This window comes from Tolypothrix bouteillei VB521301 (assembly GCF_000760695.4).
Lineage (GTDB): Bacteria > Cyanobacteriota > Cyanobacteriia > Cyanobacteriales > Nostocaceae > Scytonema > Scytonema bouteillei_A.
This window is the reverse complement of record NZ_JHEG04000001.1, coordinates 1,276,463-1,289,064: the sequence shown is the minus strand read 5'-3', so window position 1 is coordinate 1,289,064 and position 12,602 is coordinate 1,276,463. Positions and strand designations below refer to the sequence as shown.

At 42.3% G+C, this 12,602-nt stretch carries 14 protein-coding genes; 1 reads left to right on the top strand and 13 read right to left on the bottom strand.

Annotated elements, in window-relative coordinates:
* Window position 1: 1 nt before the first annotated feature.
* From HC643_RS05030 to HC643_RS04985, 11 genes are all read right to left on the bottom strand, one after another.
* Window positions 2-220: a DUF2997 domain-containing protein gene (locus HC643_RS05030; protein ID WP_038077890.1), complete on the bottom strand. Its 219-nt coding sequence runs from the start codon at window positions 218-220 to the stop codon at window positions 2-4.
* A 78-nt stretch (window positions 221-298) separates the two neighbouring features.
* The gene (cysC, locus tag HC643_RS05025; RefSeq protein WP_038077888.1) at window positions 299-832 is read right to left on the bottom strand and encodes an adenylyl-sulfate kinase; all 534 of its coding nucleotides are present in this window, start codon (window positions 830-832) and stop codon (window positions 299-301) included.
* Window position 833: 1 nt separating this feature from the next.
* Entirely contained in the window at window positions 834-1,703 is an 870-nt protein-coding gene (locus HC643_RS05020) for an STM4011 family radical SAM protein (RefSeq protein WP_038077886.1), read from the bottom strand.
* A gap of 38 nt (window positions 1,704-1,741) precedes the next feature.
* Window positions 1,742-2,998: a hypothetical protein gene (locus HC643_RS05015; protein ID WP_050046412.1), complete on the bottom strand. Its 1,257-nt coding sequence runs from the start codon at window positions 2,996-2,998 to the stop codon at window positions 1,742-1,744.
* A 129-nt stretch (window positions 2,999-3,127) separates the two neighbouring features.
* Window positions 3,128-4,489, bottom strand: coding sequence for an STM4012 family radical SAM protein (locus HC643_RS05010; RefSeq protein ID WP_050046464.1), 1,362 nt, complete (start codon window positions 4,487-4,489; stop codon window positions 3,128-3,130).
* 240 nt (window positions 4,490-4,729) lie between these two features.
* Complete coding sequence (locus HC643_RS05005) at window positions 4,730-5,527, bottom strand: STM4013/SEN3800 family hydrolase (protein ID WP_237265833.1); 798 nt, start codon at window positions 5,525-5,527, stop codon at window positions 4,730-4,732.
* Window positions 5,524-6,666 (bottom strand): STM4014 family protein, encoded by a 1,143-nt coding sequence (locus HC643_RS05000; protein ID WP_038077881.1) that lies wholly within the window; start codon window positions 6,664-6,666, stop codon window positions 5,524-5,526. The genes HC643_RS05005 and HC643_RS05000 overlap by 4 nt, the downstream gene beginning before the upstream one ends.
* 15 nt (window positions 6,667-6,681) lie before the next feature.
* Window positions 6,682-7,860 carry a hypothetical protein gene (locus HC643_RS04995; RefSeq protein ID WP_050046413.1) on the bottom strand — a complete coding sequence of 393 codons (1,179 nt, stop codon included), beginning with the start codon at window positions 7,858-7,860 and terminating at the stop codon, window positions 6,682-6,684.
* A gap of 393 nt (window positions 7,861-8,253) precedes the next feature.
* A complete protein-coding gene (locus HC643_RS40735) occupies window positions 8,254-8,850 on the bottom strand; it encodes an IS630 family transposase (protein WP_202048575.1) in 597 nt (198 codons plus the stop codon).
* Complete coding sequence (locus HC643_RS40730; protein ID WP_038092057.1) at window positions 8,802-9,200, bottom strand: helix-turn-helix domain-containing protein; 399 nt, start codon at window positions 9,198-9,200, stop codon at window positions 8,802-8,804. Before HC643_RS40730 ends, HC643_RS40735 begins: the two co-directional genes overlap by 49 nt.
* 29 nt (window positions 9,201-9,229) lie before the next feature.
* Complete coding sequence (locus HC643_RS04985; protein ID WP_167844625.1) at window positions 9,230-10,318, bottom strand: leucine-rich repeat domain-containing protein; 1,089 nt, start codon at window positions 10,316-10,318, stop codon at window positions 9,230-9,232.
* 310 nt (window positions 10,319-10,628) lie between these two features.
* On the opposite strand from HC643_RS04985, the gene HC643_RS04980 reads away from it, so the two are divergent.
* Window positions 10,629-11,441: a hypothetical protein gene (locus tag HC643_RS04980; RefSeq protein WP_038081354.1), complete on the top strand. Its 813-nt coding sequence runs from the start codon at window positions 10,629-10,631 to the stop codon at window positions 11,439-11,441.
* Between the two features lie 85 nt (window positions 11,442-11,526).
* Here the strand turns inward: HC643_RS04980 and HC643_RS42360 are convergent, their stop codons facing one another.
* Window positions 11,527-12,231: a type II toxin-antitoxin system RelE family toxin gene (locus tag HC643_RS42360; protein WP_167844624.1), complete on the bottom strand. Its 705-nt coding sequence runs from the start codon at window positions 12,229-12,231 to the stop codon at window positions 11,527-11,529.
* 3 nt (window positions 12,232-12,234) lie between these two features.
* Window positions 12,235-12,474 carry a hypothetical protein gene (locus tag HC643_RS04970; protein WP_038081356.1) on the bottom strand — a complete coding sequence of 80 codons (240 nt, stop codon included), beginning with the start codon at window positions 12,472-12,474 and terminating at the stop codon, window positions 12,235-12,237.
* Window positions 12,475-12,602: the final 128 nt, after the last annotated feature.

Genomic DNA, 12,602 nt, shown 5'->3' with positions numbered 1-12,602 from the left:
CTCAACCACCTTTTTGCTCGATGGATTGGTTTTCTGTGGAGCTTAAGTTCTCTTCACCCTCGTAGTACTCAGGCAAAAGCTCTTGGTTTTCTATTTCTCCTAAAGCTTGTTCAATACCTGAAGTTGTTGTTGTACAGCTAGAACCGGAAGCATTCATAACTGTTTCCGTAATTTTACCATCTTTACCAATCCGATATTCCACTTTTTGATACTCAGCCATAGCAGTTTCTCCAAGTATAATTGAACTCTTTGGTGTCAAGAGAAAAAGGTATTCTTTTTCCTCTCACTCAACCCAATATCAGCAATAACCTAATTCTTTAACTTTCGCCAAGACTTTAGTGACACTCTTATCAAGAGTTTCACAATCTGTTTGACATTCAACTTCTGGATGGAGTGGTACTTCATATGGTTCATCAATACCAGTAAAATTTGTGATTTCTCCAGAGCGTACCTTTTTATATAAACCTTTTACATCCCGTTGCTCGCAGACGGCAAGAGGCGCATTGACATAGACTTCGATAAAATCTTTAATGGAATGTCGCATTGCATCTCTTTGAACGCGATATGGAGAGATAGTAGAGACTACCACAACTTCACCTTGAGACGTAAGAGTACGTGCAAGAGAACCAATACGCCGAATATTTTCCTGGCGATCGCTTCTGCTAAATCCCAGGTCCCTATATAGGGTTTGGCGCATCACATCACCATCAAGGGCTGTCACTCTGTAACCTTGGAATTGTAATTCCCGTGCTACAGCTTGACCAATAGTTGTTTTGCCTGCACCACTTAACCCAGTTAACCAGATTGTGAATCCTTGCTGTTTCTGTTGCATACTATACCACAATTTCTCTATCCCAATCAACAGGTATTCTTTCCAAAATGCTATTTCCAAACACTTTATCTAGTTGTAAATACTCTAAATGTACGTAACCAATATGACAGTGACAAGTTGTGTTGGTACAGGGTCGGTCATACAATGCTTCTTCAAACTTGGGGTCGTAAATGTTTCCAATTGGTTCTTTAATAAAGTGGCAGCGTCGTATAGTGCCATCACCATCAACAGAAATCACAGATTTTCCAGCACGACAAGCATAACCAAAGCTGGGGTAATGGTGAATATTTATCTGAAAAAGCGGGTCGATAGACTTGAAAAAATTCATGTCTTCTTTAGACAAATTGCCAAGTTCTCGCTTAACTGCATTAATCCACAAGTAGATGTGTTGTGGTAATTCATGACGTAGAGCAGCAATCTCATCTTTAAATTGAGGGAAACCAACAACACCCGTACTGAAACGGATACCCCGCTTATCAAGTTCCAGACACTTAGCGAGGAAGCGCTGGCGCGACACCCATTCTGGATGAAACGTTGTCCAGAGTGCAAGACGGTTCTTGTTGCATTCTTCCACCCAATCGAGTTGACACGAAAGATTCGTTTGAATTGCTGCCTTATGGACGTGAGGCATTTGTGTTAGTCTTATCAAAGCTTGTTGATACCACTGATGGATCAGCGCTTCACCCCAAGGCGTGAACAAAATTGAGAAATTGTGCTGTGAATGTTGGGCAATCCAATCTGTAAACCTTTCCAATTCTTGTTTATCAACAGCTAATTCTTTTGGTGACTGCTGTCGTTTAGCAAAGGGACAGTATTCGCAACCGTAGTTGCAACTAATTAAAGACCCGCGATAGAGAATAGTAAGATGCATTGATAACCTCACTTATGAGTTTAAAGGTATAATTTAAATTATTCAGCAACAGAACAATAGCGCCAGGTATACTGTTTTTGAGGGATAGCAATCGTTTCAATTTCTAAATCTTGTAATCGAGAAAGCATCGCACGAGTTAAACAATTGTTAGAAACGTTAAGAGTATCAAGTTGATTGACTGCTGGACAATTGAGCAAGGCTTCAGCACCTTCATCTCCTAAATTTCCCATAGAAAGGTCTAACTCTATCAGATGCTTAATAATTGGAGAATTCACTATTGCAAAGGCAATATCATCAGAATATTCGCTGTTACGCAGCCCTAGATACTTAAGTTTAGGAAACACTCCAGAAAGAATTGGCATTAAGTCAGAAATAGATGAACTTCCACCATAGTCATCTCTCCCCAACCATAATTCCAAATACTCCAGGGCTGGTAGTTCAAGGTTGCAAATTTGAGAAACTACTTCATGGCGCAATCCACCAGATTCTACAATGAGCGCTTTTAATTTATCATGTCGAAGTGGCTCGATTTCGAGTCCTCCGTTATAAGGTCCGCGATAGCGATCGCCGCGAATTTTCAAAACTTCTAAATTAGGATACGCTACAAAGATAAGACTGATATTACTCTGCTCTATTGAAGAAATCATGTCTTCCGAATCCTCAATATCACCAATAAATAAAGCTTTTAAGTTAGTGAGTTCTTCACAAGCATCAACCAGTGCATTGACAATAAAAAGGGAACTGTATTCTCCTGTCCCATTGAACCAATTGCCTACAACCAATGCTTCAACTTCGTTTGTACGAGAATCCTGTAGGAATATCTGTAGCTTATCTGTTATATTCATATCGGGTTGACGCCTGTGAACCCTTAAAGCGTATGCAGTTCCAATAGTGTCAGTTATACCTACTGATGGATCGAATTCTATAACTTTTCGGTTGGCAAATGAGGTTGCATGACTTGGTGGAAGACCGTTTAAGCGTTCAAAACTACTCCAAAATTTGTAATTGTATAGCGATAACTTGGCAGATGGTTCGTCTCTTTGCTGCAACAATTGTACTGCTGCGCGTCGTACCTTTCTAAACTTGGATTCTAAAGCCCCAATAATTAAATCTAACCCAGTTTCCCCATAATTCATTGCTTCCTGAAGTGCTGATACTCGTGCTTCAAGGATAGGACTCGATAAACGATTTTTAACACCTTCAATTCCACCCAAGATAGCCCCTTGTACTGGTGGTGGTGCTTTTCCTCCAAGTACTGCGTCAGATTCTTTAGGTTGATTCGATTCATTAATCATTACTTTTAAATTAAGGTTTTTGAATTCAATTTGTAGTTTACTTTAAATTGTAAGACTGAATTATTTGCTGATTAGCTATTAGCCATTAGCTATTAGCCATTAGCCATTAGCCATTAGCCATTAGCTAGTTTACTTCAAATTGTAAGACTGCATTAATTGCTGAACCCTTTGAGAAAATAACCAAGCGCCAATAGTATCTGAACGTTCAATTCCAACTTCCGTCAGGTGCAAGATTTGTTCATTCTGTGTCGCTAGATTAAGCGAGAAGAGTTGAGAAAGTTCTGGAAAATCCTCAAACATATCTGTACCAAATTGTTGATAGTAAGCGTCAAGATTAAAACCTTCATCGGAAAGTAGAGATAATAAAATGTAGCGTCGGCGGCGTTCTTCTTCATCTAGTTCAAAGCCATAGCGAACAAAATCAAAGGATTCATCAGGTGTTTCGATGAACGCTTGGAGAATATGACGAACTTCTTTCGCTCCTACAGCATACTCATTGGAGTAATGTAAGGTGTTTGTGTAAGAACGTGCGCCGCAACCCAGACCAACCATACCATCTGCTTGACAGCAGTATATGGGGCTATCGGGGGACAAGGGAGAGGAGGGGGAAGCTTTGAACATCCGCATGGAAACTTGAGTGTAACCAGAAGATAGGAGCAGCGATCGCCCTTCCCGATAACAAGCCAAACGGATATCATCCCATTCTTTATCGGAACACCCCAATCCTGTTAGGGGTCTTACATAGAGAGGATACAAGTAAATTTCTTCTGGTTGAAAGCGGAGAGCATGATGTATGGTTTGCAACCATGTATCAACAGTTTGTCCGGGTAATCCATATATAAGGTCAATGTTAATCGTGGGAAAGCCAACTTCTTGCATTCGAGTCAGGGCTGCTTCCACTTGAGCGGTGCTTTGGCGGCGGTGAATTGCCAGAACTTCTGATTCAATAAAACTTTGGACACCAATGCTAGCACGGTCAACTCCGCGATCGCGTAACAGTTTAAGTTTATCTTGAGTTGCTGTCTCTGGTGACATCTCTACGGAAACGGGAATATTTTGCAAACTTGCACCCATTGTTTCCTCAGCAACATTAAGAATTGCTTCGAGTTGGTGGATGGGTAACTGAGTTGGTGTACCGCCACCTAGTGCAAAACGAGCAAATGATGCTTCTCCTAATGCAGATCGGACTCTCTGTGCTTGTCGTTGAACCGTGCGGACGTATTGGGTAACAAAGTCCTCATTGTGAGTGACAGTGGTAAACAGGTTGCAGAACCCGCAACGCATTTCACAAAAGGGGATGTGGATGTAGAGAAACAGCGATCGCTTATCTTGTTGGGACCATACTTCGTTGAAGGGTAGAGGTGGGGTAAGAGGACGGTAGGCTGTTTTATGGGGGTACGAGTAGACGTAAGCTTGGTAGGGGGATTTTTCAAGCAGGGTTTTTAGATTTGGGGTTTGGGTTTTGGGATTTTGATTGAGTAGGTTTGTCATTGGTGCATTTAATAATTTATTTTTTTGAACCGCAGAGGACACAGAGGAAAGAGAGAATGGGGATTTTTGGTATTTAATTTAGGTAGTTATTTTGAGGAATGTGATGGATAAAAGTTATTAACCGCAAAGACGAGCCAGTGCATTGCGGAGAGCAGCGCCGTGCGGGGGTTCCCCCCGTTGAAGCATCTGGCGTCGCAAAGAGCACGAAGAAAAGAGGGAAGAGTGAATTTTACGAATGATTTAGGTTGTTGTGGGTAAGATGAACTCCGTGTAAGGAACTGTCCATACTAAAGGGTGACTCACGCGATGACCTGTATAACCATCCTCACCGTAGGTTGTTCCGTGATCTGAGCAGACAATACAGAAAGTGGAAGCACGTTGTTGGAATGCTTCCCAGAGTTTGCCTAATTGACTGTCAACATATTCCAAAGCAGCAGCGTGAGTTTCTAGGGTGTCTGTTTTAGCACCAGGAAGGTAAAAGTAGTTGGGTTGATGCAGGGCTGAGATATTGATAAAGAGAAATACGCGTTGGTTTTGAGGTGTGTTGGCTAAGATTTGTTGGGCAAGTGCTACTTGATTTTCTGTAGAGTTAGGGTTGGTGACTCCCAACTCTGGACTCCAGTGACTTTCAGCAAAGAGGGACGGAAAAACATTTCCCAAGCGGTTAAGTTTGTTGAAAAAGCCAACACCACCAATACAAATTGTATGATAGCCTTTTTCAGCAAATCCACTGATAATATTAGCTCCTTCTAAGACACACGTTTTTTCCGTGGTAGTCGTACTTCCCTCAAATCCCAAAGCAAAGAGCCTTGAATGTATCCCTGGTGTTGCTGGTGTGGGCAAAAAACCTGCAAAAAAGGCTTGATGGGAAGCATAGGTGAAGTTTCCTGGAGAATGGCGTTCTTCCCAACCTCCTTGAGGCATAACGGTTGCTAAATTCGGGGTGCGTCCTTGTGACATCAAGTTTTTAGCAACATCGTATCGTAGAGTATCTAAGGTGAGAAAGAGAATGTCGTGAGTCCCGACGATTTGATTCATGTTAAGCATGGGGTTGTTTTTGCTAGCATTGCTTTGATTTCACTGGTATACGTATCTATTCCATTGCATAAAATTCCCGGTAGTAAATCGCCAAAAGCATTGATTTCCAAAATGGCGCGATCGCGAAAGTTGGGAGCGATGAGTAAATCCACACCACAGTATAAGGTGTTGGGAAACAAGGCGGCTGCGGCTTCACAAGTTCGTTTCATGCTTTCCCAGTTCTCTTGTCCAACTGTGGCTAAAAATTCCTCAGTGTCACCTCGCTCATTTCCCAAATGCAAATTGGTCATGGGACTTTTGCCCAAACGCACAACGACGTGCTGTGCTTGACCGTTAATGACAACCACGCGTACATCGAATCCGCACCCTTGCAGGTGTGCCTTTGGTAACCATTCTTCGACCTGTACGCCCTCAGCTGTTAAGATGTTAATAATGTCACTAATTTCTTCTCTGCTTGTGTAGTGGCGAATTTTACGTGAGTTGTAAAGCAGGGTTTGACCTTCTTCTCGCACTCTTTCTACTGTAGTTATAGCGGATTCACCTCGTGCTGTAGCACGGTAAGCAACCACTCCAGAAGCAGCAGAGCCGTGGGCAAGTTTCACGAATACGCGATCGCACTCTTGCACCCGCATTTGTTCGCGCAGTTGTTCGTAGTTTTTAATTATTCCAAGCGATCGCGGTACTGGAATTCCGTAGCTGCTGAATCTTTCGTGACATCGGGGTTTATCGAACATTACGGCAATATCTTCGGGATGATTCATTGTTGGGCATTTGAGTTGCTTTTCCCATTGTTGCAATAGATACTGCCATCCTAGATACCACTGGCGGTGGTAAAGAATCAGCCCCTTGTCGAAGCTTAATTTTATTGCATCAGCAGGATGGATGCGTTGGTACTGACCGTCATCTAGTACATTTGCACCCGCAGCAATAATAGCTTTATCAACCTCAAAGTTTTTCTCAGGGGAATCAAACCGGATGATGGTGTTGGGTGCATCAAAACGTTCTAATGTTTCTCTGCCTGCGATCGCGTCTTCATAAGATACAACAGTTGCAGGTGGTAAACTGAAATACTCTAGCGCCTGTTGCAAGAAACCAACCCGACGATTTTCTGGATTTGCGATGATGACCAGTTCTAGCATATTCTCGCCTTTGGTTTATTCATACAGGACAGAGTACCGAGCACTTCCACATCCTAGGTCATATACCTCTACTTGTGGCTCTGCAACGACTCGACAATTCAGTTGAGATAATTGTGAAATTCCACTTGCAGACACGCAATTATAAGCAACGTTGACTGTGTGAAGACGATCGATTGCAGGGCAGTTGAGTAAAGCTTCTACTCCCTCATCGGTTAAGTCGCCCATTGATAGATCGAGCACTGATAGGCGATTGATGAGTGGTGACTGTGCAATATAGCTGACAAGTCCATCCGTATAACTACAACTACGCAGTCCTAAATAACTTAAATTAGGAAACAGTTCATCAAAAAGAATTGGAGCGAGATCGAGACGGTCACTTCTGCCAATCCACAACTCAAAATACTCCAGTGCAGGCAGTTGGAGGTCATAAATTTGGTCTAGGGCTGTATCACTCAGGTACAAAGTTTCGATAATGAGTGTCTTGAGATTGTGATGGTACGAACTACACTGTAAATCTCCACAGAAACCCCGAAGTTGCAGCACTTCCAGATTGGGGTACCCGTCTAAAATCAAACTGATATCACCTAACCCAAGGTAAGATTTCATATATCCTTGTGCTGAAGCGTCACCAATGAATAAAGCTCTCAGTTGAGTTAAATGCTGGCGAGCATCAAAGAGAGTCTCGACGAAAGCATAGAATTCGTCAGTAACTTTGTAATAAGAGCGCTCCCACATCTCGCAAATTAAAGCTTCAACCTTGCAAGCTTGGGGATCTTGCAAAAGTAACTTTAGCTGCTCGCAATTGACAACATACGCAGTTCCGCTTGGGTCGGTAATGCCAAAATCGGGGAAAGCCTCAATTTTCCAATCTTGGAACGTGGTAAAAAACAGACACGGGTCATGGTTAAGCAAAGCTTGCTTTCCTTTAACACCTCCATATTGCCGCAGCAACCGCGAAGCAAAACGTTGCACCTGTTCTGCGGTATCCTGCAAAGCATCAATTGCCACATCTAAACCTGCTTCTCCATAGTTGAGTGCTTCGGAAAGAGCTGCAATCCGTACTTCTACAACAGGATTTGTCAAACGGTGTTTTACCCCTTGGAGTCCTCCCAAAACAGCACTCTCAACAGGAGGAGGTGCTTGTCCGCCCAAAATGGCATCAAACTCTTTGGGTTGATTTTGATTGTCTGGCATTGCCCCCTCACTTGCCCACTACACTAAGGTTATGATTCCCATAACTTATGGTTTGTAACACACCTCTGGTCTAAGATTAATACTACGGTACTCTTCTAATAGTACAATTGTTCTAATTAGAAGTCAAAACCCCCGTTAAACGCTCGGCGATACGGCTTCAGATGTCTCGCTTGTTTATCGCTGTCCTCAAGTCATTAGGAATACCGAGTAGTCGTATCAAAAATAAAGGTGCGATATACGCAGCGCACTGCAGTGCCTGCTTTTACACTTTGAATTTACTCCCATACAGAATCATAGCGGTAGTCATCTTGAGGTTGGGCAATGACTCGACAACTCAACCGAGAAAACCGTTTCACAATTTTCCTTGATATGTAGTTACAGCAAATTCCGATGTTATGAGGTACAATAACAGCACTTAGTGAACCAATTTTTTAAATGTTGAGGATTCATCAAGTCGAGAGCAACAGAGATAACTTTATCAACCATTTCGGTTGTAGTTGGAGAAAAAGTACGTAAAAAAGATTTAAGTTGTGACCACCATAATTCAATGGGATTAAAATCAGGAGAATATGGAGATAAACACAAGACTTTTGCACCTACAGATTCAATCATTGGTTCGATTGATGCTAGTTTATGTGCCGGTAAATTATCCATAACTACTACTGCTCCCGGCCATAATTGAGGCAATAAGAACTTCTCAATAAATCCTTCAAAAGCTAGGCTATCCATTGAGTTATTTATTGTCATTAATGCCACAACTTTTTTAAGACTTATTGCTCCAATCACCGTAACTTTTGCTCCCCGGTAAAATGGCTTCATTTCATATACTCTTGTTCCCTTTTGTGAACGTGCATGCGTTCTTGCTAAACCCAGTATTACCCCTGTTTCATCTAAAAATACCAAGTTTTCTGGCTCTATCTCCTTGACTTTTTCCCAATATTCTACTCTGAGTTTTTGAACTCTTGGAGTTGCTGCTTGGCTACTCCGCAATGTTTTTTTTTGCGATTTAATCCTAATTTTTGTAAAGAACGACACATTGCCGTCTGACTCACCCAATTACCTGTCTTTGCCGCAAATAATTCACAGAATTCCACTATTGTTGCATCCGGATTCTCTGACACTAGTTCTCTTAACTCTAATTCCGCATTTGTCAGATGACTAAATCGTGGCTTACCCGGTTTTAATGGTTGTAAATTACCATGACTTTTTTGTTGCTTTACTAGCTTTTGTACTAAACTTTTGCTCACTGCAAATCTGAGTGCTACTTGACGAATCGAGATTTTTTCCTCAATATGCGCTGCCACTATTTTTTCTCGAATATCTACTGAATATGCTTTCATGACAGTATTATCTTTTGATTTTATTAATACTAACTGTACCTCATAACATCGGAAACTGCTGTATTACTAACATTGAGAGTGTGTAACCGATTGATTGCCGAACTTTTCAGTAAAGCTTCTGCGCCCTTATCACGTAAAGTCCCCTTAGAAAGGTCCAGCACCTTGAGGTGATTAACTATTGCAGAAGGTGCAATAGCATAGGCGATCTTATCGTCATATTGGCTACCACGCAGTCCTAAATACCTCAGTCTTGGAAATAATTTGCCAGAAAGAATCGGCATTAGGACATTAGTAGTATTTTTATTATCGTAACAATTGTTACCTAACCACAAATCAAGGTATTCTAATGCTGGTAGATTGAGACCGCTCAGTTGATCGATATCGTCCACCAAGTTACTTACGTCAAGAATCAGCGTCTTTAAGTTATCGTGCTTCACCTGCCTGAATTCCAAGCCTTTGCTGCCACATACGTGCAGTACTTCCAAATTGGGAAAAGCTTTCACAATAGGGCTAAGATTGCACAGTTTGAGTGAAAAACTCAGGTACTCAGGTTCGTAAAGAGCGCCGATAAATAGAGCTTTGAGACTGGTCAGTTGCTTGTAAGATGCACACAACTCATCAATAAAAAGGTCGGCGGAATGATTGCAATCCCACATCTGACAGATTAACGCTTCTATTTTGCAAGCTTGAGGATCTTGTAAAAGTAACTTCAACTGCTCAAAATTTACAACATATGCAGTCTCGCTTGGGTTGGTAATGCCAATATCAGGGTGAAAATTCTCAGTTTTCCAATCTTGAAATGTAGTGAAAAACAGGTATGGATCGTGGTTTAACAAAGCTTGCTTTCCTCGAACACCTCCGTTTTGCCGCAGCAACCGCGAAGCAAAACGTTGCACCTGTTCTGCGGTATCCTGCAAAGCATCAATTGCCACATCTAAACCTGCTTCTCCATAGTTGAGTGCTTCGGAAAGAGCTGCAATCCGTGCTTCTAGAGCTGGGTTTGTCAAACGGTGTTTTACCCCTTGGAGTCCTCCCAAAACAGCACTCTCAATTGGAGGAGGTGTTTGTCCGCCCAAAATGGCATCAAACTCTTTGGGTTGATTTTGATTGTCTGGCATTGCCCCCTCACTTCTGCATTACACTAAGGTTATGATTCCCATAACTTCATGTTCGTAACACACCTCTAGTCCAAGATTAATACTACGAAACGATATAATAGTACAATTGTTCTATAAAAAAGTCAAAACCCATTTATTCCGAGCGGACAGGATGTTGAAAATAGGTTATCAAGTCCTTGCGTAAATGTCTGTACAATGCTTATTTCACCCCATTTAATGATGGCTAAATCCGTCTAACGATAAGTTAGAGTGGTAAAATTATCGAACAATGCTTCACTTGTAACCGCATACGGTCAGAATAGGAGTCATAGTGGAATCAACGTTCTTGCTTCACAAGCCAGTCAGTTACGGAAGCTCCCTTGCCAACTATGTCTTCTTGACGATGCTTTTACTCCACATCATTGCAGGGGCGATCGCACCGATCTCCGCTATTGTGTCTTTCATAGCGCGAAAGGGCAGCAAATCGCACGTGCGCTCCGGACGCTTTTTTGCTTGGTCGATGGTCGTCGTGGCACTTACCGGTGTCGTGCTCGACGTGGTTCGACTCTGCTTTTTCGTGAAAGAGAACCATACAAAATACGCAGGTTATACCATGCCCAGCACCTATCCGGCACGCTTGGGCTTCCTGTTCGTGGGTCTCTGCATGCTCTACATTTTACGAGAGGTTACACCGCCACGTGTATTCCGTCGGCAGAGCGGTGGTCCGGCTGTCATGGTAGTACCTGCGCTGCTCGTCGCGACCGGGCTAGTACTCACAGTTATCATCACTTTGCGACTCAATCCGTGGACTGGTGCGCTGTGGATGATCTGGACTTTCATCCTCATTGTTGTCGTCGTTGCGCGAACAACCTCATCCCCCAATCATAACCGTGCGACGGCTGTGGCGCAACATCGCTTTGGCACTAGCTGCTTGGCAGCATTCAGTTGGTGGGGTGCGCTTCAGGGGTTTGGACCGGCTATCGGCATCGCGATCGCGGGCGACGATCCAACTACCAACGCATACCTGGGCAACCAGCCTGGTTCGTTTTCGCCAGCGTTTTTTCTCTTCCTCGTTGGCTGGGCACCGTTCTTTTTCCTTGCAGCACATTTAATCCGCCGCTTCACCAAGCTGCGTCACACCTAACAAGTCCTAACTGTCTTAATTATTTCTCGTCCCCTGTCTACCGTATATTTGCGGTTTGTAATGTAGCAATTTTACTTGAAAATGCCTAACACGAGCCCAATGACTGCGTTGCCTCACTCGTATAATACCCAGTAACGTGAGGCTCCAAGCCCTCTTTCAGCACTTCTTCCTGTCCATTCGCTATGATTCGACAATTCAGTTGAGATAACTCTTGAATCATATTTGCAGATACGCAGTTGTTAGAGATGTTAAGAGTGTGAAGTTGATTGGTTGCTCGAGAATTGAGCAATGCTTTTGCTCCTTTGTCTGTTAAATTCCCCATAGACAAGTCCAGTACTGCGAGGCGTTCAATTATTGGAGATTCCGCAACAGCACGAGCAAGTTCATCAGCATTTTTACTACTACGCAATCCTAAATAACTTAAGTGTGGAGAGGACTCATTAAAAAGAAAGGGAAGCAAACTATCAATTAATAAGTTTGATCTGTGTGAGGATTCGTAATATCGACCAAACCACAATTTTAAATACTCTAATGCTGGCAAATCATCTTTCCGACCTGCAACTTTGATAACAATAACTAACAATACATCGTCTTCTATTTCATAAACTACTCGATAACTTCCAATTTTAATTCGATAGGTATTTTCTTCGCCTTTCAACTTTTTCACCCCATTAGGCCGAGGTTCTGTGGCTAAAGCATCTATTTTTGGTTGTATACGGTCTTGCAAGTCTTGAGGTAATTTCTTAAACATCTTTCTTGCACTAGGAGAGAATTCAACTGTGTAAGTCATCAATTAAGCCACGTCTTGTTTTCTCTCTTCAGCAATTTCTTTTTTAATTTCTTCCCAAGAGAATGTACCGTGTAACCGGATCTCTTCTCTGGCTTCTTTAACAGATTTTAAATCTTCTTCATCTTCTTCATCTTCAATGTTTTGTAAGATTGCGAGTATTTCATCTAAGGTACAGTCAGAAGCTTGATTTAGCAGTACGTTGATAGCTTTGATTATTTCTTGTCTTTCATGTTCTGTTTTCATTATTTAATCTCCTTACTTTTTCTATATCCTCCTCTAGTTTTACCTAAGGGGTGTTCATTTGCATCAATGATACCCATAGCTTTCAGAGAATTAAATAAATAATTTTCTAACCAGCTATTAACCAGCAT

Bases quoted from the DNA above. Each gene is read 5' to 3' on its own strand.
- HC643_RS05030 (WP_038077890.1), bottom strand. From the start codon at position 220: ATGGCTGAGTATCAAAAAGTGGAATATCGGATTGGTAAAGATGGTAAA.
- cysC (WP_038077888.1), bottom strand. From the start codon at position 832: ATGCAACAGAAACAGCAAGGATTCACAATCTGGTTAACTGGGTTAAGT.
- HC643_RS05020 (WP_038077886.1), bottom strand. From the start codon at position 1,703: ATGCATCTTACTATTCTCTATCGCGGGTCTTTAATTAGTTGCAACTAC.
- HC643_RS05015 (WP_050046412.1), bottom strand. From the start codon at position 2,998: ATGATTAATGAATCGAATCAACCTAAAGAATCTGACGCAGTACTTGGA.
- HC643_RS05010 (WP_050046464.1), bottom strand. From the start codon at position 4,489: ATGACAAACCTACTCAATCAAAATCCCAAAACCCAAACCCCAAATCTA.
- HC643_RS05005 (WP_237265833.1), bottom strand. From the start codon at position 5,527: ATGAATCAAATCGTCGGGACTCACGACATTCTCTTTCTCACCTTAGAT.
- HC643_RS05000 (WP_038077881.1), bottom strand. From the start codon at position 6,666: ATGCTAGAACTGGTCATCATCGCAAATCCAGAAAATCGTCGGGTTGGT.
- HC643_RS04995 (WP_050046413.1), bottom strand. From the start codon at position 7,860: ATGCCAGACAATCAAAATCAACCCAAAGAGTTTGATGCCATTTTGGGC.
- HC643_RS40730 (WP_038092057.1), bottom strand. From the start codon at position 9,200: ATGAAAGCATATTCAGTAGATATTCGAGAAAAAATAGTGGCAGCGCAT.
- HC643_RS04985 (WP_167844625.1), bottom strand. From the start codon at position 10,318: ATGCCAGACAATCAAAATCAACCCAAAGAGTTTGATGCCATTTTGGGC.
- HC643_RS42360 (WP_167844624.1), bottom strand. From the start codon at position 12,231: ATGACTTACACAGTTGAATTCTCTCCTAGTGCAAGAAAGATGTTTAAG.
- HC643_RS04970 (WP_038081356.1), bottom strand. From the start codon at position 12,474: ATGAAAACAGAACATGAAAGACAAGAAATAATCAAAGCTATCAACGTA.